Origin of the sequence: Pseudomonas sp. ML96 (genome assembly GCF_000761545.1) — a bacterium.
Taxonomy (GTDB): Bacteria; Pseudomonadota; Gammaproteobacteria; order Pseudomonadales; family Pseudomonadaceae; genus Aquipseudomonas.
The window spans coordinates 138,330-160,937 of the sequence record NZ_JPMY01000012.1; the positions used below are offsets into that span (position 1 = coordinate 138,330).

The 22,608-nt window shown below is 63.6% G+C and carries 26 protein-coding genes; 9 read left to right on the forward strand and 17 right to left on the reverse strand.

Annotation, left to right across the window (positions count from 1 at the left end; genetic code table 11):
* Positions 1–13 precede the first annotated feature (13 nt).
* The 4 genes from IP89_RS10260 to IP89_RS10275 form a co-directional block, all read right to left on the reverse strand.
* Entirely contained in the window at positions 14–865 is an 852-nt protein-coding gene (locus IP89_RS10260; RefSeq protein ID WP_043309390.1) for an FHA domain-containing protein, read from the reverse strand.
* An 11-nt stretch (positions 866–876) separates the two neighbouring features.
* On the reverse strand, positions 877–2,577 hold the full coding sequence (locus IP89_RS10265) for a serine/threonine-protein kinase (protein WP_043309391.1): 1,701 nt from the start codon (positions 2,575–2,577) through the stop codon (positions 877–879).
* A 12-nt stretch (positions 2,578–2,589) separates the two neighbouring features.
* Positions 2,590–3,369: a PP2C family serine/threonine-protein phosphatase gene (locus IP89_RS10270; protein WP_043309392.1), complete on the reverse strand. Its 780-nt coding sequence runs from the start codon at positions 3,367–3,369 to the stop codon at positions 2,590–2,592.
* 94 nt (positions 3,370–3,463) lie between these two features.
* Positions 3,464–3,784 carry a hypothetical protein gene (locus IP89_RS10275; protein ID WP_043309393.1) on the reverse strand — a complete coding sequence of 107 codons (321 nt, stop codon included), beginning with the start codon at positions 3,782–3,784 and terminating at the stop codon, positions 3,464–3,466.
* 135 nt (positions 3,785–3,919) lie between these two features.
* Between IP89_RS10275 and IP89_RS10280 the strand changes: the two genes are divergently transcribed.
* The 6 genes from IP89_RS10280 (at position 3,920) to IP89_RS10305 (ending at position 7,897) form a co-directional block, all read left to right on the forward strand.
* Positions 3,920–4,639 carry an endonuclease gene (locus tag IP89_RS10280; RefSeq protein WP_043309485.1) on the forward strand — a complete coding sequence of 240 codons (720 nt, stop codon included), beginning with the start codon at positions 3,920–3,922 and terminating at the stop codon, positions 4,637–4,639.
* 166 nt (positions 4,640–4,805) lie between these two features.
* A complete protein-coding gene (locus tag IP89_RS10285; protein WP_043309394.1) occupies positions 4,806–5,015 on the forward strand; it encodes a cold-shock protein in 210 nt (69 codons plus the stop codon).
* A gap of 83 nt (positions 5,016–5,098) precedes the next feature.
* Positions 5,099–5,281 (forward strand): hypothetical protein, encoded by a 183-nt coding sequence (locus IP89_RS10290; protein WP_043309395.1) that lies wholly within the window; start codon positions 5,099–5,101, stop codon positions 5,279–5,281.
* Between the two features lie 118 nt (positions 5,282–5,399).
* The gene (locus IP89_RS10295) at positions 5,400–6,419 is read left to right on the forward strand and encodes a GGDEF domain-containing protein (RefSeq protein ID WP_256203130.1); all 1,020 of its coding nucleotides are present in this window, start codon (positions 5,400–5,402) and stop codon (positions 6,417–6,419) included.
* Between the two features lie 79 nt (positions 6,420–6,498).
* Complete coding sequence (locus tag IP89_RS10300) at positions 6,499–7,056, forward strand: hypothetical protein (RefSeq protein ID WP_043309397.1); 558 nt, start codon at positions 6,499–6,501, stop codon at positions 7,054–7,056.
* An 82-nt stretch (positions 7,057–7,138) separates the two neighbouring features.
* Positions 7,139–7,897, forward strand: coding sequence for an ABC transporter substrate-binding protein (locus tag IP89_RS10305; protein WP_043309486.1), 759 nt, complete (start codon positions 7,139–7,141; stop codon positions 7,895–7,897).
* Positions 7,898–7,948: 51 nt separating this feature from the next.
* On the opposite strand, the gene pdxJ is transcribed toward IP89_RS10305, so the two are convergent.
* The 11 genes from pdxJ to rpoE all read right to left on the reverse strand — a co-directional run bounded on the left by pdxJ (position 7,949) and on the right by rpoE (position 17,911).
* On the reverse strand, positions 7,949–8,695 hold the full coding sequence (gene pdxJ, locus IP89_RS10310) for a pyridoxine 5'-phosphate synthase (protein WP_043309398.1): 747 nt from the start codon (positions 8,693–8,695) through the stop codon (positions 7,949–7,951).
* Complete coding sequence (gene recO / locus IP89_RS10315) at positions 8,688–9,386, reverse strand: DNA repair protein RecO (RefSeq protein WP_043309399.1); 699 nt, start codon at positions 9,384–9,386, stop codon at positions 8,688–8,690. Before recO ends, pdxJ begins: the two co-directional genes overlap by 8 nt.
* Before the next feature lie 4 nt (positions 9,387–9,390).
* Complete coding sequence (era, locus tag IP89_RS10320) at positions 9,391–10,290, reverse strand: GTPase Era (RefSeq protein ID WP_043309400.1); 900 nt, start codon at positions 10,288–10,290, stop codon at positions 9,391–9,393.
* The gene (gene rnc, locus IP89_RS10325; protein WP_043309401.1) at positions 10,283–10,972 is read right to left on the reverse strand and encodes a ribonuclease III; all 690 of its coding nucleotides are present in this window, start codon (positions 10,970–10,972) and stop codon (positions 10,283–10,285) included. Before rnc ends, era begins: the two co-directional genes overlap by 8 nt.
* Positions 10,969–11,340, reverse strand: a complete 372-nt coding sequence (locus IP89_RS10330; protein WP_043309487.1) for a DUF4845 domain-containing protein — start codon at positions 11,338–11,340, stop codon at positions 10,969–10,971. Before IP89_RS10330 ends, rnc begins: the two co-directional genes overlap by 4 nt.
* 92 nt (positions 11,341–11,432) lie before the next feature.
* Complete coding sequence (gene lepB, locus IP89_RS10335) at positions 11,433–12,284, reverse strand: signal peptidase I (protein WP_043309402.1); 852 nt, start codon at positions 12,282–12,284, stop codon at positions 11,433–11,435.
* Positions 12,285–12,289: 5 nt separating this feature from the next.
* Positions 12,290–14,089: a translation elongation factor 4 gene (gene lepA / locus IP89_RS10340; RefSeq protein ID WP_043309403.1), complete on the reverse strand. Its 1,800-nt coding sequence runs from the start codon at positions 14,087–14,089 to the stop codon at positions 12,290–12,292.
* A gap of 136 nt (positions 14,090–14,225) precedes the next feature.
* Positions 14,226–15,653, reverse strand: coding sequence for a DegQ family serine endoprotease (locus IP89_RS10345; protein WP_043309404.1), 1,428 nt, complete (start codon positions 15,651–15,653; stop codon positions 14,226–14,228).
* A 107-nt stretch (positions 15,654–15,760) separates the two neighbouring features.
* Positions 15,761–16,699, reverse strand: coding sequence for a MucB/RseB C-terminal domain-containing protein (locus tag IP89_RS10350; protein ID WP_043309405.1), 939 nt, complete (start codon positions 16,697–16,699; stop codon positions 15,761–15,763).
* Positions 16,700–16,707: 8 nt separating this feature from the next.
* A complete protein-coding gene (locus tag IP89_RS10355) occupies positions 16,708–17,292 on the reverse strand; it encodes a sigma-E factor negative regulatory protein (protein WP_043309406.1) in 585 nt (194 codons plus the stop codon).
* Positions 17,293–17,329: 37 nt separating this feature from the next.
* The gene (gene rpoE / locus IP89_RS10360) at positions 17,330–17,911 is read right to left on the reverse strand and encodes an RNA polymerase sigma factor RpoE (RefSeq protein ID WP_043309407.1); all 582 of its coding nucleotides are present in this window, start codon (positions 17,909–17,911) and stop codon (positions 17,330–17,332) included.
* 346 nt (positions 17,912–18,257) lie between these two features.
* On the opposite strand from rpoE, the gene nadB reads away from it, so the two are divergent.
* Positions 18,258–19,874, forward strand: coding sequence for an L-aspartate oxidase (gene nadB, locus IP89_RS10365; RefSeq protein ID WP_043309408.1), 1,617 nt, complete (start codon positions 18,258–18,260; stop codon positions 19,872–19,874).
* Here the strand turns inward: nadB and IP89_RS10370 are convergent.
* Together IP89_RS10370 and IP89_RS10375 are read right to left on the reverse strand one after the other, a co-directional pair.
* Positions 19,843–20,295, reverse strand: coding sequence for a protein YgfX (locus tag IP89_RS10370; protein ID WP_043309409.1), 453 nt, complete (start codon positions 20,293–20,295; stop codon positions 19,843–19,845). The genes nadB and IP89_RS10370 overlap by 32 nt on opposite strands.
* Positions 20,279–20,533 (reverse strand): succinate dehydrogenase assembly factor 2, encoded by a 255-nt coding sequence (locus IP89_RS10375; RefSeq protein ID WP_043309410.1) that lies wholly within the window; start codon positions 20,531–20,533, stop codon positions 20,279–20,281. The genes IP89_RS10370 and IP89_RS10375 overlap by 17 nt, the downstream gene beginning before the upstream one ends.
* Positions 20,534–20,652: 119 nt before the next feature.
* Here IP89_RS10375 and IP89_RS10380 point away from each other — a divergent pair, with 119 nt between their 5' ends.
* On the forward strand, positions 20,653–21,594 hold the full coding sequence (locus IP89_RS10380) for a folate-binding protein YgfZ (RefSeq protein WP_043309411.1): 942 nt from the start codon (positions 20,653–20,655) through the stop codon (positions 21,592–21,594).
* A 110-nt stretch (positions 21,595–21,704) separates the two neighbouring features.
* A complete protein-coding gene (locus IP89_RS10385; protein WP_043309412.1) occupies positions 21,705–22,541 on the forward strand; it encodes an HDOD domain-containing protein in 837 nt (278 codons plus the stop codon).
* Positions 22,542–22,608 lie beyond the last annotated feature (67 nt).

Below are 22,608 nucleotides of genomic sequence, written 5' to 3' on the forward strand. Positions count from 1 at the left end.
CACCGATCAGGCATCAGAGTAGAACGGCAGCAGCCACGCCACCCAGCACCAACAGCGCCACGACGACCAGGCCGATTCCCAGACCCGGGCTTGCGGAAGCGGCGGCAGCCGGAGCGGCCTGAGCCTGAGCCGCGGCATGCAGCGGATTGACCGTTGCCGCGCCCGCGCTGGCCGGCCGTGGCTTGGCCTGCGGCTTGGGCAAATCGACGGCGCGCACGAACACGGTGGCGTCCTCGTTCTCCTCTTCCGCCACCTGGACCTCGACCTTGGGCCCGATCACCAGCAGCGTCACCGAACCCATGCGCACCTGGTCGCCGGGCTTGAGCACCGCGGCCTCGGTCTTCTCGCCGTTGACCAGCAGGCCGTTGGCCGAAGCCAGGTCCTTGACCTCCAGCACCTCATCGCGCAGGAAGAACTCGCAGTGACGACGCGACAGCTGGGCATCACTGAAGCACAGCTCGCACTTGACCGAGCGGCCGAAGGTCATCGAACCGCTGACGTGGAACTTCTTGCCCTCGTGCTCGCCCTGAATCACCTGCAGGAACCAGCGCTGGCCAGCCTCGGCGCGCGGCTTGGCCTTGCCCGGATCGGTCAGCAACAGCTCGACCTCGCCCAGGCGCACACAGTCGTCGGCGCGCAGCTGGTAACGGCTGACGATGCGCTCGTCATTGACGAAGGTGCCCAGCTCGCTGTCGCAGTCGCTGAGGTAGTAGTGACCGTTGTCCTGGCGGATCTCGGCGTGGAAGGCGCCGATCCCGGCGTCGTCCAGGACCAGGTTGTTACGCCGATCCTGGCCCAGGGTGAAACGCTCCTCGACCAGCCAGATGGGGGCCTGCCGGCCATCCTTGAAATGCAGCTTGAGCATGGGTATGGGTCCTACTGACCGAAGATGTTGTTCCAGGCACGCTTGATCGGGTTGTTGTTGCGCTCGCGCTCCTCGCGGGCAGCCCGGTCGGCGGCGGCGCGGGCATTGGCAGCGCGGGCGTCGGCCAGCAGCTGCTGGTGTTCGCCCTGCATCTGCAGCAGCTCGGGGTTCTGCGGCTCGGCCTGCAGGCCACGCTCGATCATGGCCAGGGCGCCGGGGAAGTCGCCGCGCCGGTAGGCCGCGCGGGCCAGGTCGCGGTACAGCAGTGCCACTCGGTTGAGGCCGGCCAGGGCATCGGCGTTGTCCGGCGCCCAGCCTAGGATCTGCTGGTAGTAGTACACCGCGCTGTCTTCCGCGGGCAGCAGCAGGCGCTTGTCGGCGATGCTCTGCTCGGCCAGCTCCAGATAGCGAGCGATGCGCGCCTGCAGCACCTTCTGCAGCCCGGCGAGCACGCCTGCGTGCTGCGGGTCGATGGCCAGGGCCTGGCGGTAGTAGTAGTCGGCGCTGTCCTCGGCCGGTTCGCTCAGCAGGCCATCGGCGAGGCGTTGCTCGGCGAGGTCGGTGAACACCTTGATGCGCGCCTCGCGGATGCGCTGCAGGCCGGCCAGGGCCTCGGCGTTGTCATCGTCGAGGGCCAGCGCCTGATTGAAGTACTGCTCGGCGCTGTCCTGCGCCGGCTCGATCAGCTGGCCGGCGGCGAAGCGCTGCTCGGCCTGCTCCAGCAGTGCTGCGATCTGCCGCTGCTGCTTGATGTACAGGCCGGCGAACGTCAGGGTGCCGATCAGTACCAGTACGCTTAGTGCCACCAGCAGCGGCATGCTTGAACGGCGCTTGCGCGGCGCGGCGGCCGGCAGCGGCGCAGGCGTTTCGGGCAGCACCAGCGCCGGGCGAATCTGGGTTTCGTCCAGGTCGCTCAGCTCCACCTCGTCCAGCGCGGCGAGCAGCACACGGCAATCGGCGAAACGCTCGTCGGGAGCCTTGGCCAGCATGCGCGCCAGCAGGCCGCGGAAGGCGCCCAGGCTGTCCGGCAGGGGCGGCGGCTCCATCTGCACGTGGTTGACCACGGTCTGGGTGTAGTTGCCGCCCCGGTAGGGATTGCTGCCGGTGAGCATCTCCAGAAGGATCACGCCCAGGCTGTAGATGTCGCTGCGCGCATCCAGCACCTGGCACTGGGCCTGCTCCGGGCTGCTGTAGGCCGGGCTGCCGACGGCGACGCCGAACTGGGTCAGCTCGCTGTCGATGTCCAGGTCCTTGGCCACGCCGAAGTCGGTGAGCACGGCGGTACCGTCGCCACGGAACAGCACGTTGGCTGGTTTCACGTCGCGGTGCACCAAGCCCTTGTCGTGGACCACGGCCAGGCCGCTGGCGATCTGCCGCACGATCTGCAGGGCACGCTCGGGGGCGAACACCTCGCCCTTGTGCCGCGCCAGATCGCCACCGGGCAGGAACTCCATGGCCAGGTAGTAGCGGCCATCGTCCAGGCGGTCGATGTCGTAGATGGTGATGATCGAGGGATGATTGAGCGAGGCGACGATGTGCGCCTCCCGGACGAAGCGCTGGCTGAAGGCCTCGTCCTCGGCGCTGTGCAGCACCTTGATCGCCACCTTGCGGCTCAGCGATTCCTGGGTGGCCAGGAACACCTCGGCCATGCCGCCCTTGCCCAATTGGCCGTGAACCCGGTAGCCGGGGATTTCAAGCAGTGTGGTGCTCATGAAATGCGTCGATCAGTGCTTGCGGGGTTTGAGCCAGCGGCTGAGGAAATTGCGAGGCTTGGCGTCGATCTTCGTCGATTGGTCCAGGCTGCGCGCCAATACTATGCAGCTGATATTGTCCTTGCCGCCCAGCTGATTGGCCAGCCCTATCAGCTCTTCGACCAGCACATCGAGGGTGGCCGCCCCGGCGCAGACCTGCTGGATCTGCTCATCGCTCAGCTCACCGGTCAGGCCGTCACTGCACAACAGCAGCAATTCACCAGGCTCCAGGCTGCCCTGCACGCGGCCGACCTCGAGCACCTGTTCGCCCTGCCCCAGGCACTGGGTGACGATGTTGCGCCGCGGATGCACCCGCGCCTCCTCGGCGCTCAGCTCGCCGGCATCGATCATCGCCTGCACCCAGCTATGGTCACGGGTCAGGCGGGCGATACCGTCCAGGCTGATGCGATAGGCGCGGCTGTCGCCGATCCAGGCCACCTCGAAATCGGCGCCGGAGAAATGCACGGCCACCACGGTACTGCCCATGGGCCGACCGGCCTCTTGCTGGGTGGCGCCGAGGATCGCCTGATGGGCACTGTGGATGGCGTTGTCCAGACCACTGCCAGTGGCGACGGACTGACCCAGAGCCTCCAGAGCCAGGGCGCTGGCGACCTCGCCACACTGGTGCCCGCCCATGCCATCGGCCACGGCCCAGAGGCCGAGCTCGGGCCGGCACAGTACGGCGTCCTCGTTATGCCCGCGAACCCGGCCCGCGACGCTCTGCGCCGCGAACCCCAGGGACTGCATCGACATGGCTGTTGCTTACCTTCCCAATCTGCACTGGCGTGCATGATGCTGCGCCGTGCCGAGGCTGTCAGCCCGAAGCGCCTGAACTGTTAAGCAGTCGTCAGCGGTTGCGCTGCAACTCATAGTCACTCTGCCCCGGATAACGCTGCACCTCGATGCCACCGGGGTACTCGATGCTCTGCCGAATACCGCCGCTCTGGCGCACGCTGGAGCCGCCCTGGATCTGTATCTCGCGGCTATAACCCTGGCTGGGCACGGCGTGACCACCGTAGACGTCATAGCTCTGGCTGCGACTGGACGAACTGACGCTGCCGGAGGCGCCCGGGCTGACGTATTCGATAGGAATGGGTTGGCGCACCGGCTCGCCGGCCAGCGCCAGGCTGCTGAGCAGAAGGCTCAGCGGCAGGATCAGGCTACGCATGGCGACTCTCCTCTGTTTCGCATACCGATGATGCTACGCCCCATACCTGCCACGCAGTAGCCCTGGCCAGCTGCCATGATTGGCAGCACGGATCACGCCGCTATCATGCAGCGCTTTTTCCGGGATGCCGTACTCATGCCCTTGCGCTGTGCCCTGTTGTTGCTCTGCTGCTTCGCCCTGCCCGCCCTCGCCGCACCACCACGCACCTTCGCCGAAGCCAAGAAAGTCGCCTGGCAGCTGTATGCCCAACAATCGGTGGAGTTCTATTGCGGCTGCCGCTACAGCGGCAATCGGGTCGACCTGAAGAGCTGCGGCTACCAACCGCGCAAGAACCCCCAGCGCGCCGCACGCATCGAGTGGGAGCACCTGGTGCCGGCCTGGGTCATCGGCCATCAACGGCGCTGCTGGCAAGAAGGCGGGCGCAAACACTGCGCGCGCAGCGACGAGACCTTCCGCCGCGCCGAGGCCGACCTGTTCAACCTGGTGCCGAGCATCGGCGAGGTCAACGGCGATCGCAGCAACCTGCCCTTCGCCTGGCTGCCACAGCAACCCAGCCAGTACGGTGCCTGCCCGATGGTGGTGGACTTCAAGGCCGGCAAGGCGATGCCACGGCCCAAGGTGCGCGGCATGATCGCGCGCACCTACTTCTACATGAGCCAGCGCTATGGGCTGCGCCTGTCGAAACAGGAACGCCAGCTGTTCGAGGCCTGGAGCCGGCACTACCCGGTCGAACCCTGGGAGCGCCAGCGCAACCAGCGTGTGGCCTGCGTGATGGGCTGGGGCAATCCCTTCGTCGGCAACGTCGACCTGCGCAATTGCCCGAGACCACTTACCGGAAAACGCAGAAATGATTAGGTAAATTTGCAGTTTGCCTGTACGGTGTCCGCACTGTGCTGCATGTGTCACCGCAAATCGACCGGTTTAGATCTCGGTCCAACCTACCTCGGTTTCTTTACTCTTTGCACTCAGTCATGGCCTGGCCTTTCCAGCGCTGTGTTCACTTTGTTCAAGGAGATATTCCATGTCCGCACGTCAAACTGGCACCGTCAAGTGGTTCAACGATGAGAAAGGCTTCGGCTTCATCACCCCGGAAAGCGGCGCCGACCTGTTCGTTCACTACCGTTCGATCCAGAGCGCTGGCTTCAAAAGCCTGAAAGAAGGCCAGAAGGTTTCCTTCATCGCCGTTCAGGGTCAGAAAGGCATGCAAGCCGACGAAGTTCAGGTCATCTAACGACCTGCTCTTCGCCGCAAAGAACCGGCCTCAGGGCCGGTTTTTTTATCCCCGCAATATTTGTCAGCCGCCAGAGGAATTCCATGAGCACCAAGAAATCCATCCAGCAGCCCAAACCGCAAGCGGCAGTAGCCACCAGCGAGTCCCTGGACGCCCAGATAGCCGCCTTCCTCAAGTCCGGTGGCGAGATCCAGCAGATCGCCAAAGGCGTCAGCGGCCAGTCCTGGAGCACTCCAAGCCGCCACATCGTCATCAGCAAGAAGTAAGCGACCCTCTCCATCGCATACTGGCACTTTGCCTAACAGTTCCTTGCCGATCTGAACAAAGCCCTGCATCCTTGGCTCATAACAACGATAAAGAGCCATGAGCCGGGGAGCCGCGCTGATGTTCAAGCGACTGCGCAACGACTTTCAGCTGTCCATCATTACCCTGATGGGCATCATCGGGGTGCTCGGCATCACGCCCTATGCAGCCTACCGCCTGAGCCACGGCAACTTGCTGGTAGGCATGGCCGACAGCGTGATCGTGCTGTCCACCCTCTCCGCAGTGATCTATGCCTGGCGTACCGGTGACACGGTAAAACCTGGCCTGTACCTGGCAGGCGTATTCACCATCAGCGCCACGCTGATCGCCATAAACCTGGGCGTCAACGGCCTGTTCTGGATCTACCCGCTGATCCTCTTCAACTTCTTCATGGTCACCCCCGGCAAAGCCATCATCGCCACCCTGCTGGTGCTGATCGGTCTGGTCGGCCACGCGCTGTGGGTGCCCGGCAGCGTGTTCGAGAGCCACTACCAGATGGTCTCCTTCCTGGTGACCAACGCCATGGCCGGTGTGCTGACTTTCATCTTCGCCTACCGCACCCGCACACAGCGCGACCAATTGCAGGCGCTGGCCATCCAGGACCCGCTGACCGGCGCCGGCAATCGCCGGGCGATGAACGAAGAGCTGAAGATCGCCGTGTCCAGCCGGCGCCGTCATGGCCGCAGCTACGGCGTGCTGGCGATGGACCTCGACCATTTCAAGCTGATCAACGACCAGCATGGCCATCAGGCCGGCGACCAGGTGCTGATCGACTACGTGAGGCTGATCAAGAGCTCCTCGCGCCAGGAGGATCGTCTGTTCCGCTTCGGCGGCGAAGAATTCCTCCTGCTGTTGCCAGACACCGACCCGCAGGGCCTGGAAGCCGCCGCTCAGCACCTGCTGCAGACGGTGCGAGACAACCTGCGCGGGCCTGGCGGGCCGGTAACCATGTCCATCGGCGGCGCCATGCTGCGCTCTGAGGAGCCTTGGAGCCACTGGCTGCAACGCGCCGACCAGTGCCTGTACCAGGCCAAGAGCGCCGGACGTGACCGCACCATCATCGACCGTCCGGCGGTCAACGACCTGACTCCCAGCCACTGACTAAAATGTAATCAGGCCAATGTCGGCCTGAGCCGCCGCTCGGCCAGGGGGACCGGCGCGCAGAGATGGGAGGTGTGCCATGAACCGGCATTACTACATCAGCGACAACCTGGACGATCTGGAACAGCTGGAAGGCGAGCTGGAAGCCCGCGGCATCAACAACGAGCAGATCCATGTGCTCAGCGAACGCGACGCCGAAGTCGCGCACCACCAGCACCTGCATGAGGTGCCGTCGATCCTCAAGCAGGACGTGGTCCACTCTGGCTCGATCGGCAGCCTGATCGGCATCGCCCTGGCGGCGCTGGTCCTATTGCTGGCCTGGCTCAATGACTGGGCCGCCACAGCGGCAGGCTGGATACCCTTCGTATTCCTCGCCGCAGTGCTGCTCGGCTTCAGCATCTGGGAGGGCAGCCTGTTCGGCATGCAGCATCCCAACAGCGCCTTCCGCTCGTTCGCCGATCGCCTGCACGAGGGCAAGCACCTGTTCTTCGTCGACGTCAGCCCGGCGCAGGAGCCGATTCTCCATCAAGTGGTGGCCTATCATCCCGAGCTCGAACTGGCCGGAACCGGACAGGCCAGCCCGGATTGGGCGGTGGCCTTGCAGCATCGCTGGCATCAGTTCCGCCGCATGATGTGAGTTGTCGGGTGTACAGGACTAGAATGCACGACCGGCCACCCAGGCCGTCCACCGTACGCCAAGGCATTCCTGCGCACCCATGATGACTCGCCTGCTTCTGCCCCTGGCCGCCAGCCTGTTGTTCGCTGGCCTGGCTGACGCTGCCCAGATCAGGCTGGTGACGGGCGACGGCTACGCCCCCTTCACCGGGCAAGGACTGCCTGAAGGCGGCATGCTGACTGAGCTCGTACAGCGCACACTGCAGCAGGCAGGGTATCAGACGAGCCTGGCCTGGCTGCCCTGGAAACGCGGCTACTTGGCCGCGCTCAAGGGCCAGTTCGACGCCACCTACCCTTATCTCGCGAGCAGCCAACGCGAGGCGGATTACCTGTTCTCGGCGCCGCTGTACGTCACCACCCGCCACCTGTTCAGTCGCGCCGGGGATGCGCTGGAGCCCGATGACAGCGCACGCCTGATCGGCAAGCGCATGTGTCTGCCGCTGGGCTGGCAGCTCTCACCACCGCTGGCACGGATGCTGGAAGCAGGACAACTGCATCTGCACGAACCTCAGGATCTCACGACCTGCGCCAGATTGGTCGAAATGGGCCGCGACGACTTCTTCGTCGCCGACAGCCTGCTCGGTGAGCGCGCTATCCGCCAGTCAGGTACCGCCAGCACAGTCTTCAACACCTCGCGCGGCATCGTCGGCAGCAGCAGCCTGCACCTGTTGGTGCCACGCAATCGCAACAACGCCCAGCAGCTGATCGATCAGTTCGATAGCGCCCTGCGTCAGCTGCGGGAAAGTGGCGAGTACCAGCGCATTATCGACGCCCACCGCAAGCACGCACTGGGCGAGCAGTAAGGCTGGACAGCCCGCCCCTTTTGCAGAGACGAGCTATAGACGGGACAACCGTCAGCCGCGATTGGCGGCGTCGACGATCAGTTGCTTCATCTCGGCCACCGCGCCCTTGAAGCCGACGAACAGGGCGTGGGCGACGATGGCATGACCGATATTCAGCTCATGCACGCCAGCAATCGCCGCTACCGGCTCGACGTTGTGGTAGTGCAGGCCATGGCCGGCATTGACGATCAGGCCGTGGGCCAGGCCGCACGCCACGCCATCACGGATACGCGCCAGTTCGCGGGCGGCCTCCTCCGGGGTATGTGCGTCGGCATAGCGGCCGGTATGTAGTTCGATGGCCGGCGCACCGATGCGCCGAGCCGCCTTGATCTGCCGCTCCTCGGCATCGATGAACAGCGACACCTCACAGCCCAGCTTGGCCAGGCGTTGCACCGCGGCTTTGATGCGCTCCTCCTGCCCTGCCACGTCCAGGCCACCTTCGGTGGTCAGCTCCTGACGCGTTTCTGGCACCAGGCAGATGTGTTCGGGGCGGATCTGCTCGGCGAAGTCGAGCATGAAGTCGGTGACACCCATCTCGAAGTTCATGCGCGTCTGCAGCACTTCCTTGAGTATGCGTACGTCGCGCTCCTGGATATGCCGGCGATCCTCGCGCAGGTGCACGGTGATGCCGTCGGCGCCAGCTTCCTCGGCATCCAGCGCCGCCTTGACCGGGTCCGGATAACGGGTGCCACGGGCCTGGCGCAGGGTGGCGACGTGGTCGATGTTGACGCCGAGGAGGATGCGGTTGGCTTCAGTCACGGGCAGGTTCCTTGAGAGTCATGAAAAGTTCGCGGCTGACCAGCGGTCGGCCGCCCAGATGAGGGGCCAGGGCTTGGCGCATCAGGCGCTTGGCGGCCGCCAAAGCACCGGGAGAAGACCAGTCCGCCTCAGCCATGGCCAATAGGTCAGAGCCTTGGAATAGACCGGGCTGCAGCTGCCCCACCGGTTCCAGCCCGGCATCCGGCTGCAGACGATACAGGCCATTGGCGGCGATCGGCGCGCCGGCGATATCGATATTCAGGGCGAAACCATAGCCCAGCTCATCGAGCAGACGCCATTCGAAGGCGCGCAGCAACGGCTCCAGCGGCGGGTTGGCAGCCAGTGCCTGCAGGGTCAAGGCGTAGTGCTCGAACAGTGCGGGATGGGCGTCTTCGGCGGGCAGCAGGCGCAGTAGCAACTCATTGAGGTAGAGACCGCTGTACAGCGTCTGTCCCTGCAACCAAGTGGCGAGGCCCGCGGCCTCCAGACGGCCGACATTCTTCAGCTCACCGCGCCCGCGCAGCTCCAGCTCCAACGGAGCGAACGGCCGCGCCAGACTGCCGGCTTTGCCGCGCGCACCACGCAGCACCGCACGTATGCGCCCTTCGGGAGTGAGGAAATCGACCAGCGCGCTGGTTTCCTTGTAGGGCCGGCTATGCAGGACGAAAGCCGGAAGCGCGCCGGTGAGCATGGGATCAGAAGTCGGTGTAGCCCAGCGAACGCAGCGCCCGCTCGTCGTCAGACCAGCCGCCCTTCACCTTGACCCAGAGATTGAGCATCACCTTGGAGTCGAACATGGTCTCCATGTCCTTGCGGGCGTCCTGGCCGATGCGTTTGATGCGCTCGCCCTTGTCGCCGATGATGATTTTCTTCTGCCCGTCGCGCTCCACCAGGATTAGGCCGTGGATATGCAGAATGCGGCCTTCCTGCTTGAACTCCTCGATTTCCACAGTGATCTGGTACGGCAGCTCGGCGCCGAGCTGGCGCATGATCTTCTCGCGGATCAGCTCGGCAGCGAGGAAGCGGCTGGAGCGGTCGGTGATCTGGTCTTCCGGGTAGAAATGCTCGGACTCCGGCAAACGCTCGCCAACCAGGCGCTCCAGAGTGTCGAGGTTCTGCCCATGCAGCGCCGAGATCGGCACCACTTCGGCCTGCGGCAGCTGGGTGGCCAGCCACTCCAGATGAGGCAGCAACTCGCTCTTGTCTTCCAGGCGATCCGCCTTGTTCACTGCCAACAGGATCGGGCACTGCACATGCTGGACCTTCTCCAGCACCATCTGGTCCTCGTCGGTCCAGCGAGTGCGGTCGACCACGAACACCACTACGTCGACGTCCTTGAGCGCAGTCGATGCGCTACGGTTCATGTAGCGGTTGAGCGCCTTGTCGTTATGCTTGTGCAGGCCGGGCGTATCGACATAGACGGCCTGCACCTCACCCTCGGTCTTGATGCCGAGCATGTTGTGACGGGTGGTCTGCGGCTTGCGCGAAGTGATCGCCAGCTTCTGCCCGAGAATATGGTTGAGCAGGGTCGATTTGCCCACGTTGGGGCGGCCGACGATGGCGACATAGCCACAGCGAGTTGGGGTATCAGTCATGGCTGTTCTCCACGCCCAGGGCTACCAGCGCGGCAGCTGCGGCCACCTGCTCGGCAATGCGCCGGCTGGCGCCGTGCCCCTGGGTCTTGTCGGTAAGCAGAGCAACCTCGCACTGCACAAAGAAGGTCCGGCAATGCGGCTCGCCCTGGATATCCACCACCTCATAGCGCGGCAGTTCAGCGGCACGCGACTGGAGGAACTCCTGCAGGCGGGTCTTGGGATCCTTGTTGGTGTCGACCAGGGTCAGACTTTCCAGTTCGTTGGTCAGCCAGTCCAGCACGCGCTGACGCGCGACATCCATACCAGCGTCCAGATAGATGGCACCGATCAGCGCCTCAAGGGCGTCGGCCAGAATGGACTCACGGCGAAAACCACCGCTCTTCAGCTCTCCCGAGCCCAGCCGCAGGTACTCACCCAGCTCGAAACCACGCGCCAGAATGGCCAAAGTCTCGCCCTTTACTAGTCGCGCGCGCAGGCGCGAGAGTTGCCCCTCACGAGCCTGTGGGAAACGCTCGAACAGCGCCTCGCCGGCAACGAAGTTGAGAATGGCATCGCCGAGGAACTCCAGGCGCTCATTGTTGCGCCCGGCAAAACTGCGGTGGGTCAGCGCCAGGAGCATCAGCTCCTGGTTCTGGAAGGTATGGCCGAGCTTGCGCTCAAGGCGGGAAAGAGATTGGCTCACTGGGGACGGATTCGGAATTCTTTGTCGAAGGTAGCGACGAGGTCGAGATTTTCGATCAGATGCTCGCGCTTCTCATATTTGAGATGAAGAAGGAACAGGTCATTTTCCTGCTTGATCTCCAGCACCTCTTTTAGATTCAGTCGAATACTATTAACGTCCATCCCTTTTTGAATGTGATCGTAGAAGTCTCGGGCTGATCGGATCTGAGCAGGCTCAGCCTCAGTCTTGGTAATAATTGTCTGCAATGCATAGTAATCCATGTAATGCGGGAACAATTTGAAAGCAGTGCTGGCAAGAAAAGCCAAAATAGAGAGCGTTACGATCCAGCCCAGCAACGACATACCCTTCTGCGAGCGCGCAAATACCATGATCGACCCCATTTATCAGAGTTGTTGTGAAGCCCGTGACTATATATAAGCAGGCGCTGCTCGGTTGAACAGCGCCTCGCAAATTCGGCAACTCAGCGAATCAGACCGACGCGGGAGAAATTCGGCAGGCTGCGCAGCTTGGGATCGGGCCAACTCATCCATACGGCGAAGGCTTTGCCGACAATATTGCGGTCCGGCACCATGCCCCACTCGTCCTGGGGAATGTTAGCGTCCTGCCAATAGCGGCTGTCGTTGGAGTCATCGCGATTGTCGCCCATCATGAAGTAGTGCCCTTGCGGCACAACCCATTCGTCACCTGGGCGTACATTGCGATGCAGCTGCTTGCGAATGAGGTGCTCAGTCTCACCGAGCTTTTCCCGGTACACCAGCGTACGCCCCAGCGAGCCTGGCTCTTCGCCGAGGAACTCCTCGGCAATCGACTTGCCATTTACCAGCAGGCGCTTATCCGCGCTGTAGCTGATCTTGTCTCCCGGCAGGCCGACCACACGTTTGATGTAGTTGATGCTCGGATTGCTCGGGTAGCGGAACACCATGACATCGCCACGCTGCGGATCACCTACCTCGATGACCTTGGTATCGATCACCGGCAGACGAATGCCGTAGGCGAACTTGTTGACCAGGATGAAATCACCCACTTCCAGCGTCGGTTTCATCGAACCGGAAGGAATCTGGAATGGCTCCAGCAGGAACGAGCGCAGCACCAGAACGATAGCCAGTACCGGGAAGAACGACTTGCCGTACTCGACCAGCAGCGGCTCCTTGTTCAAACGCTGCAACACCTGCTCGTCGGGCTCGCTGACCTGACCTTCGTAGGCGGCGATCGCCACTCGACGGCGCGGTGCCAACAGCAGCAGGTCGATCAGAGCCAGGACGCCGCAGACTGCGACGGCAATAACCAGAATCAGCGGGAAATTGAACGACATAAGGATCAGCTATCCACCTTGAGTACGGCAAGGAAGGCTTCCTGCGGGATTTCCACGCTGCCTACCTGTTTCATCCGCTTCTTACCGGCCTTCTGCTTCTCCAGCAGTTTCTTCTTACGGCTGACGTCGCCGCCGTAGCACTTGGCCAATACGTTCTTGCGCAGCGCCTTGACCGTGGTCCGGGCGATGATCTGGCCACCGATGGCCGCCTGAATCGCCACGTCGAACATCTGCCGCGGGATCAGCTCTTTCATCTTCTCGGTCAGTACCCGGCCCTTCTGGTGGGCCCGATCACGATGCACGATGAGTGCCAGGGCATCGACCTTCTCGCCGTTGATCATCACGTCCAAACGCACCAGGTTGGCCGACTGAAAGCGATCGAAACTGTAGTCCAGCGAGGCATAACCGCGGCTCACCGACTTCAGGCGGTCGAAGAAGTCGAGCACCACCTCGTTCATCGGCAGATCATAGGAAACCTGTACCTGGCTGCCGAGGAACTGCAGGTCGCGCTGCACGCCACGCTTCTCGATGCACAGGGTAATGACGTTGCCCAGATGCTCCTGCGGCACCAGGATATTGGCCCGCACGATCGGCTCGCGCATATCGAGGATGCCGGCCGGGTCTGGCAGCTTGGACGGGTTGTCGACAGACAGCGTCTCGCCATTCTTCATCTCGACTTCGAAGATTACCGTCGGCGCAGTAGTGATCAGGTCCAGGTCGTACTCGCGCTCCAGGCGTTCCTGAATGATCTCCATGTGCAGCATGCCGAGGAAGCCGATGCGGAAGCCGAAGCCCAAGGCGTCGGAACTCTCCGGTTCGTACTGCAGCGCGGCATCGTTCAGGGTCAGCTTCTGCAGGGCTTCGCGGAAGTCCTCGAAGTCGTCGGAGCTGACCGGGAACAGACCGGCGTAGACCTGCGGCTTGATGCGCTTGAAGCCCGGTAGCACATCCACATCCGGGGTGTTGGACAGGGTCAGGGTATCGCCCACCGGAGCGCCGTGGATGTCCTTGATACCGGCGATCACGAAGCCCACTTCGCCGGCCTTGAGGTCGGCAGTCTCGGTGTGCTTCGGAGTGAACACGCCGACGCTGTCGATCTGGTGCGTTTTGCCGGTGGACTTGACCAGGATCTTGTCGCCCTTCTTCATCCGGCCATTCTTGACCCGCACCAGGGAGACAATACCCAGGTAGTTGTCGAACCAGGAATCGATGATCAGAGCCTGCAGCGGCGCCTCGATGTCACCTTCCGGCGGCGGAATAACCTGAACCAGGCGCTCCAGCACATCGATCACCCCCATGCCGCTCTTGGCACTGCACGGCACCGCGTCGGTGGCATCGATGCCGATGATGTGTTCGATCTCGTCCTTGACCCGTTCCGGCTCGGCCTGGGGCAGGTCCATCTTGTTCAGCACCGGCATGACCTCGAGGCCCTGCTCAATGGCGGTGTAGCAGTTGGCAACGGACTGGGCCTCGACGCCCTGACCGGCATCCACCACCAGGATGGCACCCTCGCAGGCAGCCAGCGATCGGCTCACCTCGTAGGTGAAGTCGACGTGCCCTGGGGTATCGATGAAATTCAGCTGGTAGGTCTTACCGTCCTGCGCCGGGTAGTGCAGGGTCACGCTGTGCGCCTTGATGGTGATGCCACGCTCACGCTCAAGGTCCATGGAGTCGAGGACCTGGGCCTCCATCTCGCGATCGGACAAGCCGCCACAGATCTGGATGAAGCGGTCGGCCAGGGTCGACTTGCCATGATCGATGTGGGCGATGATGGAGAAATTGCGGATATGACTCAGGTCACTCACGGATCAACACTCGAAAAAGCCGCAGGCAGGCTGCCCGCCGAAAAATAGCCGGGGATTCTACCCGATCGGCGACCGGGCCGTCACGAACAGGTACGAAAAGGGCGGCCGCAGCCGCCCTTTTCCCCAACAGACCGGCTTATTCGGCCAGTTTGAAGGTAATGAAGCTGGCGCGCCCCTGGCGCAGCACCCGCATAGACACGGAACGATTGACCGGCAGGGACTTGGCCACCTTGGCGAAGGTCGCCGCCGAGTCGATGGCCTGGTTGTTCAGATGCGTCACCACATCCCCCGGACGCAGGCCGATCAACGCCGCCGGACCGCTTTGCACTTCACGGATCACCACGCCGCCACGCAGATCGAAGGCTTTCTTCTGCTCCGCGGTCAGCTCAGTCACCGAGACGCCCAGGCGGTTACTGCTGCGCTCCACACCAGACGCATCGCCCGCCGCAACAGCCTCATCGCCATCTTCCGGTAAGGCGCCAATGGCCAGCTTGAGCGTCTTGCGATCACCCTCGCGCACCACTTCCAGTGAGGCCTGATCGCCCGGCTTGAGCGCACCGACCAGGTGCGGCAGATCGGCAGACATGATGATCGGCTGGCCGTTAAGGCTGAGGATCACATCACCGACCTGCAGGCCACCCTTGGCCGCCGGACCATCTTCCAGCACCTGAGCCACCAGAGCCCCGGCCGGCTTGTCCAGACCGAAGGATTCGGCCAGGTCCTTGTTCACTTCCTGAATCACCACGCCCAGCCAGCCGCGGCTGACCTTGCCGCCCTCCTTCAGCTGATTAGCCACATCCATGGCCACATCGATCGGGATGGCGAAGGACAGCCCCATGAAGCCACCGGAACGGGTAAAGATCTGCGAGTTGATACCGACCACTTCGCCATCCAGGTTGAACAGCGGGCCGCCGGAGTTACCCGGGTTGATCGCCACATCGGTCTGGATAAACGGCACATAGCTCTCGTTCGGCAGGCTGCGCCCCTTGGCCGAGACGATACCGGCCGTCACCGAATGATCGAAGCCGAACGGCGAACCGATGGCCAAAACCCACTCCCCGACCTTCAGCTTCTCCGATTTGCCCAGCTTCACGGTGGGCAGGTTCTTGCCCTCGACCTTGAGCAGCGCCACATCGGTACGCGGGTCGGCGCCAATCAGCTTGGCCTCCAGCTCGCTGCGATCGGACAAGCGCACGATGATCTCGTCAGCATCCGCCACCACGTGATTGTTAGTCAGCACGTAGCCGTCATCCGAGATGATGAAGCCGGAGCCCAGCGACTGCGCCTCACGCTGGCGACCGCCACCCGGGCTGCGCGGCATCTGCGGGATGTTGCGCTCAAAGAACTCCCGGAACATCGGCGGCAGCCCTTCGAGATCGGGCACCTGGCCCTGGGCGGCGACATCGCGCTGCGACAGGTTCTGTCGCGTACTGATGTTGACCACGGCCGGCGAGGCCTCCTCCACCAGTTCGGTGAACTCGGGCAGCTCGGCACGCGCCAGGGACATCTGCCCCAGCAGCAACAATGCGAAAAGACCGGACAACGAGGATTTCAGGCTAAGCATCGACTTCAGCTCCATCCACTCAGAAGACCAAAAAGATTTGCAGCAGATACATCAAGGCCGGCTCGAGACGATACAACCGCCTTGAGCCGGCCCATACGAAACTTCACTCACTGCGCCGCGCTCTCGACGGTTGCAGCTGTCTGCATCGAGAGGGCAACGCGCTCCGCGGTACCCAAAGGAATTTCACCCACCACCGTGACCATCATGTCGCCGTCGGCAGTGCTCATGCGCCGGGAAACCACTGCAGTCGGCCCCAACTGGCTACGCGCATCCTCGGCACGAGCACCGTGCAACGGCTCAAGGAACACTGTGAAACGGGCCAGGCCGTCACCATAGAGCAAGCAGGCCACCGGATCGGAAGAAGCCGGGCTACTACGCTGCAGCGCCTGGCTGAGTTCGAAGCCCGGCGGCACCCAGCCGGCCTTCCAGGCCTCCGGCAGCGCGGCTACCTGGCTGAAGCTGACCGGCTTGCACTCATCTCCCGGGCTCAATGCGGCCTCATCGAACTTATCGACCAGATTCAGGCTGACGAACTGGAAACGCTCCAGCAACTGCCCCTTCTCGCTGATCAGCAGCGACTTGAGGGGCAACGCGGTCTCATCATCCAGATGCAATTCGAACGCGTAGCGATGCTGATCGCGCGGAATCAGCGCCAGCACAGTGGCGGCACGTCCAGCCACACGCGAATGCCCCAGCACACGCAGGTCGTAGCGCTGTTCCAGCTGAGCGGCATTCAGATCACGCGCCGGCCACTGCACATCGACTGCCTGCTCGGCCAGCGCCCCGCTCATGCACTGCGGCTTGCCATTGACCCTCAGCACTTCCTGCTGCGGGCCATCGAGCTGCAGTAGGCGCTCAGTCACGCCATCTGCCCCACCACGATGCCAGATGCCATGCGTGGAGAAGCTGCCATTGCGTTCGTAGACGAAAGTACCCTGAAAGCTTTGCCGATCAGCCTGGGCCAATCGCTGCAACCAAGTCTCGGCGGCCTGTACTGGCAGAGCCAGACAGCCACCGAGCAGTGCGATTAAGGGGATGACGCGCATGTACCCTCTCAGCGATTTTCCAGGCTAGCGGCTCGGGCGTATGGCAGAGCGGAGTCGGCACCCGCGGCAGCGCCCTGCTGCGCATGCTGACGCAGGTAGGACGGCAAACGCTGCTCTTGCCAGCCGGAACTGGCGCGTTCGGCATTCTGCTGCAGCGGCGTCGGCGAGGACTCAGTGTAGCCCGCTAGTACTGCCGGACCTTGAACCTGCGGCAGGGTCAGGCTTGGCTGTACCTGCTGCGCCATTTGCGCGCCGGTCAGCTCATCCTGATTGTAGAAGCGCACACCCGCCAGCACCGCCAGGGTTACGGAAGCGGCTACCGCCACGCGCCCGACCATGCGCCACGGCCCCCTGCTGGCAGCCGGAGTGGGTAGAGCCTCATCGGCCAGCGCAGCAGAGACGGCGGCGGCGATGTCCAGGCGCGGCTCCAGCAGCTCCTTGTGCATCACGGCGCGAGCGACCTGGTAGCGCGACCAGGTGCCTCGCAATTCGGCGTCGTCGCCGGCAGCCGCCAGCACTCGACGCAACTCCAGTTCGTCCGCTTCGTTATCCATCACCGCGGACAGCGATTCCTGCAGGGCTTCACGACTCATGGTGTTTCCTCTCTTGGCTGTCGCCGCTGTCTCACATTCAGGCTTCCTGCAGCAGCGGCTGCAGGGCTTTGTCTATGGCCTCACGGGCCCGGAATATCCGCGAGCGCACAGTGCCGACCGGGCACTGCATGACGCTGGCAATATCCTCGTAACTCAGACCGTCGAACTCACGCAGGGTCAACGCCGTGCGCAGGTCCTCGGGTAGCTGCTGGATGGTCCGATGCACCGTGGACTCGATCTCATCCCGCAGCATGGAGCGTTCCGGTGACTCAATGTCCTTGAGCGCATGATCACCATCGTAGAACTCCGCATCCTCGGCGCTGACATCACTGTCCGGCGGCCTCCGGCCGCGCGACACCAGGTAATTCTTCGCCGTGTTGATGGCGATGCGGTACAGCCAGGTATAGAAAGCACTGTCACCGCGGAAATTACCCAGCGCACGATAAGCCTTGATGAACGCTTCCTGCGCCACATCCTGGGCCTCATGGCTGTCATGCACGAAACGCACTACCAGGCCGAGAATCTTGTGCTGGTACTTGAGTACCAGCAGGTCGAATGCACGCTTGTCGCCGCGCTGCACCCGCTCGACCAACTGCTGATCGTCTTCCTGGGCTAGCATGAATACTCCTCGTCCGTTCTGGAGGGGATCTGCGCCGACCAGTCTGTCGATCTGCCAAGATAGACTCGGGCGTTGTGCAAAAGTTCTCCCCTCCGAATAAGCATTGCGCAGGCCTCATGGGCTCTCGCAAACATTGCAGCGTCCCGACGGGACACTGCTCGAATAATCCGATCAGATACCACTGCCGCACTCATACGACCGGCAGTTCCGGCAACTGTCGTTGGAACTTGATCGACTAAGAAAGTTCCAGACCTCGCCAGTACGTCATAAGCCTAGCTATTGTGCCGGCCACCCCCTCTATATACTAGGCGGCGCCATTTCGACTCCCCCGCGGAACCTGCAGTAGATGAGCCAACACTATCAGCACGACGTCCTGGTTATCGGTAGCGGTGCTGCCGGCCTGACCCTGGCCCTGACCCTGCCGGAGCACCTGCGCATCGCCGTGTTGAGCAAGGGTGACCTGGCCAATGGCTCCACCTACTGGGCCCAGGGCGGTGTGGCGGCAGTGCTGGACGATGCCGACACCGTGGAGTCACACGTGGCCGATACGCTCAACGCCGGCGGCGGCCTATGCCGCGAAGATGCCGTGCGCTTCACCGTAGAGCACAGCCGCGAGGCCATCCAGTGGTTGATCGAACAGGGCGTGCCCTTCACCCGCGACGAAGAGCAGGACCGCGAGGACGGCGGCTTCGAGTTCCACCTCACCCGCGAGGGCGGCCATAGCCACCGGCGCATCATTCACGCCGCCGATGCCACTGGCGCTGCCATCTTCAACACCCTGCTGGAACAGACGCGCAAACGCGCCAACATCGAGCTGCAGGAGCAGCGCGTGGCGGTCGACCTGATCACCGAGCGCAAGCTGGGCCTGCCGGGCGAGCGCTGTGTCGGCGCCTACGTGCTCAACCGCAACAGCGGCGAAGTCGACACCTACCACGCGCGCTTCGTGATTCTCGCCACCGGCGGCGCGGCCAAGGTCTACCTCTATACCAGCAACCCGGACGGGGCCAGCGGCGACGGCATCGCCATGGCCTGGCGCGCCGGCTGCCGGGTCGGCAACCTGGAGTTCAACCAGTTCCACCCGACCTGCCTGTACCACCCGCAGGCCAAGAGCTTCCTGGTCACCGAAGCCCTGCGCGGCGAAGGCGCCCACCTCAAGCTGCCCAATGGCGAGCGCTTCATGGCGCGTTTCGACGCGCGTGAGGAACTGGCCCCGCGCGATATCGTCGCCCGCGCCATCGACCACGAGATGAAGCGCCTGGGCGTGGACTGCGTGTATCTGGACATCAGCCATAAGCCGGCCGAGTTCGTGAAGTCGCACTTCCCTACCGTCTACGAGCGCTGCCTGCGCTTCGGCATCGACATCACCCGCCAGCCCATCCCGGTGGTGCCGGCCGCGCACTACACCTGCGGCGGCGTGGTCGTCGACCGCCATGGCCACACCGACGTACCGGGCCTTTACGCCATCGGCGAGACCAGCTTCACCGGCCTGCACGGCGCCAACCGCATGGCCAGCAACTCGCTGCTGGAATGCTTCGTCTACGCCCGCTCGGCGGTCGAAGATATCGTCGCACAGCTGGACCATGTACCGATGCCCGCCGGGCTACCGGCCTGGGACGCCAGCCAGGTCACCGATTCCGACGAGGACGTGATCATCGCCCACAACTGGGACGAGCTACGGCGTTTCATGTGGGACTACGTCGGCATCGTGCGCACCAACAAGCGTCTGCAGCGCGCCCAGCACCGCGTGCGCCTGCTGCTGGACGAGATCGACGAGTTCTATAGCAACTACAAGGTCAGCCGCGACCTGATTGAGCTGCGCAACCTGGCCCAGGTCGCCGAGCTGATGATCGAGTCCGCCATGCTGCGCCGCGAGAGCCGCGGCCTGCACTACACCCTGGATTACCCGGACATGCTGCCCGAGGCCCAGGACACTATTCTGGCGCCGCCCACCTACGCCGGCTGAACCTCAGACGCACTCGCAGGCGCCGATGCAGATCGCGCGACAGGGCGTCGCGCGGCACGCAGAGGCTGCGCACCCGCCACTCGCCGACTTGGCGAAAGCGCAGGACCACGACCAGTGGCAACGCCAGGCTGTCCGGGCGCAGCTGCACGGCCTGCCAACCATCACGCTGGTTGAATAGCTGCCAGCCACTCTCATCGCGACGCAAGCCGGTGAAGGCCGAGGGGTGGCTGAGCAGCACTCGCCGCGGCAAAGCCCAGGCGGCATGCAGCAGGCAGGCGCAGGCACCGATCAGGGCAACCCAGAGCGGCAGTTCGATGAGAAACAGAGTGATCAGCGCCAGGCACAGCGCCGACAGGTAGATCGCCAGCAGCAGGCGCGAGGCCTGCCAGTGGCATTCGAAGGCATCACTTGGGCTGGACACGGTCCAGGATCATGCGAACGATATGGCGCAGATCGGCATCTTCCGGCTCGCCGCGCTGCATGAACCAGCCGAACATGTCCTGATCCTCGCACTCCAGCAGCTTGCGGTAGCGCGCCTGATCCTCGGCATCCAGGCTGGGGTAGACCTCCTTGACGAAGGGTACCAGCAACACGTCCAGCTCCAGCATGCCGCGGCGGCTGTGCCAGAAGAGTCGGTTCAGTTCGGTAGCGTCGGCCATACAGCGGGCTCCTGTGCAAAGGGGCGCAGTATAACGGCGCGCCGCGCACTCGGCACCCGCTGACAAGGCGCCGGGCGGCCTCTATGATGACGCCCTGACTTTTTGACCTGCGATCGCCCATGGCCGACTCCGCCTTCTTCACCCTCCTGAACCACGAATCCCTGCTCGCCGTGCGCGGCCTGGATGCTGCCAAGTTCCTGCAGGGCCAGCTCACCTGCAACCTCAATTATCTCGACGAACGGACATCCAGCCTCGGCGCGCGCTGCACGCCCAAGGGCCGCATGATCTCCAGCTTCCGCATCCTGCAGGACGGCGATGGCTACCTGCTGGCCTTGGCCCGCGAACTGCTGGAGGCGCAGCTGGCGGACCTGAAAAAGTACGCGGTGTTCTCCAAATCCACCCTCGCCGACGAATCCGCCAGCTGGGTGCGCTTCGGACTGTCCGGCGCCGACGAGGCCCTGCTCGCCCTGGGCCTGGATCTGCCGCAGGAGGCCGATGCCGTGGCCCGCGCCGACGGGCTGATCGCCATTCGCCTGCCCGGCGGCCGTGCTGAACTCTGGGCCCCGGCGGATCAGGCCGAGAGCCTGCGCAGCCGTCTGGCCGCGCAACTGCGCGAGGCCCCGCTCAACGACTGGCTGCTCGGCCAGGTCCGCGCCGGCGTCGGCCAGGTGTTCGGCGCCACCCGCGAGCTGTTCATCCCGCAGATGATCAACCTGCAGGCCGTTGGCGGCGTCAGCTTCAAGAAAGGCTGCTACACCGGCCAGGAAATCGTTGCGCGCATGCAGTACCTCGGCAAACTCAAGCGCCGCCTGCAGCGTCTGAGCCTGGCCCAGAGCGAGCTGCCCGCAGCCGGTACCGAGCTGTTTTCGCCGGTGCACGGCTCCAGCGTTGGCGAAGTGGTACTGGCGGCCACCTCGGAACAAGGCAGCGAGCTGCTGGCGGTACTCCAGGAGGACGCCAAGAATGACGGCCGTATCCACCTGGGCAGCGCCGACGGCCCGGCCCTGAACCTGCTTGAACTGCCCTACCAGCTGGACGCAGATCGCGAAATCCAGCGCTGAACGAAAAAGCTGATGCATGCCCACGGGCAAACGCGGTAAAACCCGAGCATCCCTGACCGATGGCCGCCGCAGTACCTAAACTGAAGCGGTCGAGCGACCCGAGAACCGAAATGAGCAAGCTTGCCGAGAAAGTCCAGGAAGAACTGATCCACGCCATCGAGAACGACGAGCTGGTGCTGCCGACCCTGCCGGAGGTGGCGCTCAAGGTTCGCGAGGCGGCAGAAGACCCGAACATCAGCATTCCTGCGCTGAGCAAGGTGATCGGCAACGATGCGGCGCTGACCGCGCGCATCATCAAGGTGGTGAACAGCCCGCTGCTGCGCACCAGCAAGGAAATCACCGACCTGCAGATGGCCGTCGGCCGCCTCGGCATCAACTACACCTGCAACCTGGCCACCGGCCTGGCCATGGAACAGATGTTCCAGGCCACTAGCGACGTGGTCGACCGCAAGATGCGCGAAGTGTGGAATAAAAGCACCGAAATCGCCGGCATCTGCCACGTACTGTGCCGCCACTACACCCGCCTGCTGCCGGACCAGGCTACCCTCGCCGGCCTGGTACACCAGATCGGCGTGCTGCCGATCCTGACCTACGCCGAAGAGAACAACGCCCTGCTGGCCGACTCGATCAGCCTTAACCACGTGATCGAGAAGATCCACCCGATCATCGGCGACAAGATTCTGCGCGCCTGGGATTTCCCCGAGCCGATCGCCATGGTCCCTGGCCAGCACCTGAACTTCAGCCGCGACTCGGCCAAGGTCGACTACGTAGACATCGTCCAGGTCGCCACCCTGCAGAGCTACCTGGGCAGCGAGCATCCCTACACCCAGCTGGACTGGAGCCAGGTTCCAGCCTTCGCCAAGCTCGGCCTCGACCCGAACGTCGACATGCAGGCCGACGAAGACCTCTCCGCCGCCATGGAGGCCGCCGCCAGCATGCTGCAATAAAGGCGCAGCATGGCGAGCCCATCCTGACTAGACTTCCAGCAAGCCTGCTACCCACGCGGTAGCGGGC

Coding starts and splice junctions, on each gene's coding strand:
- IP89_RS10260 (WP_043309390.1), bottom strand. CDS start 865: ATGCTCAAGCTGCATTTCAAGGATGGCCGGCAGGCCCCCATCTGGCTG.
- IP89_RS10265 (WP_043309391.1), bottom strand. CDS start 2,577: ATGAGCACCACACTGCTTGAAATCCCCGGCTACCGGGTTCACGGCCAA.
- IP89_RS10270 (WP_043309392.1), bottom strand. CDS start 3,369: ATGTCGATGCAGTCCCTGGGGTTCGCGGCGCAGAGCGTCGCGGGCCGG.
- IP89_RS10275 (WP_043309393.1), bottom strand. CDS start 3,784: ATGCGTAGCCTGATCCTGCCGCTGAGCCTTCTGCTCAGCAGCCTGGCG.
- IP89_RS10280 (WP_043309485.1), top strand. CDS start 3,920: ATGCCCTTGCGCTGTGCCCTGTTGTTGCTCTGCTGCTTCGCCCTGCCC.
- IP89_RS10285 (WP_043309394.1), top strand. CDS start 4,806: ATGTCCGCACGTCAAACTGGCACCGTCAAGTGGTTCAACGATGAGAAA.
- IP89_RS10290 (WP_043309395.1), top strand. CDS start 5,099: ATGAGCACCAAGAAATCCATCCAGCAGCCCAAACCGCAAGCGGCAGTA.
- IP89_RS10295 (WP_256203130.1), top strand. CDS start 5,400: ATGTTCAAGCGACTGCGCAACGACTTTCAGCTGTCCATCATTACCCTG.
- IP89_RS10300 (WP_043309397.1), top strand. CDS start 6,499: ATGAACCGGCATTACTACATCAGCGACAACCTGGACGATCTGGAACAG.
- IP89_RS10305 (WP_043309486.1), top strand. CDS start 7,139: ATGACTCGCCTGCTTCTGCCCCTGGCCGCCAGCCTGTTGTTCGCTGGC.
- recO (WP_043309399.1), bottom strand. CDS start 9,386: ATGCTCACCGGCGCGCTTCCGGCTTTCGTCCTGCATAGCCGGCCCTAC.
- era (WP_043309400.1), bottom strand. CDS start 10,290: ATGACTGATACCCCAACTCGCTGTGGCTATGTCGCCATCGTCGGCCGC.
- IP89_RS10330 (WP_043309487.1), bottom strand. CDS start 11,340: ATGGTATTTGCGCGCTCGCAGAAGGGTATGTCGTTGCTGGGCTGGATC.
- lepB (WP_043309402.1), bottom strand. CDS start 12,284: ATGTCGTTCAATTTCCCGCTGATTCTGGTTATTGCCGTCGCAGTCTGC.
- IP89_RS10345 (WP_043309404.1), bottom strand. CDS start 15,653: ATGCTTAGCCTGAAATCCTCGTTGTCCGGTCTTTTCGCATTGTTGCTG.
- IP89_RS10350 (WP_043309405.1), bottom strand. CDS start 16,699: ATGCGCGTCATCCCCTTAATCGCACTGCTCGGTGGCTGTCTGGCTCTG.
- IP89_RS10355 (WP_043309406.1), bottom strand. CDS start 17,292: ATGAGTCGTGAAGCCCTGCAGGAATCGCTGTCCGCGGTGATGGATAAC.
- rpoE (WP_043309407.1), bottom strand. CDS start 17,911: ATGCTAGCCCAGGAAGACGATCAGCAGTTGGTCGAGCGGGTGCAGCGC.
- nadB (WP_043309408.1), top strand. CDS start 18,258: ATGAGCCAACACTATCAGCACGACGTCCTGGTTATCGGTAGCGGTGCT.
- IP89_RS10375 (WP_043309410.1), bottom strand. CDS start 20,533: ATGGCCGACGCTACCGAACTGAACCGACTCTTCTGGCACAGCCGCCGC.
- IP89_RS10380 (WP_043309411.1), top strand. CDS start 20,653: ATGGCCGACTCCGCCTTCTTCACCCTCCTGAACCACGAATCCCTGCTC.
- IP89_RS10385 (WP_043309412.1), top strand. CDS start 21,705: ATGAGCAAGCTTGCCGAGAAAGTCCAGGAAGAACTGATCCACGCCATC.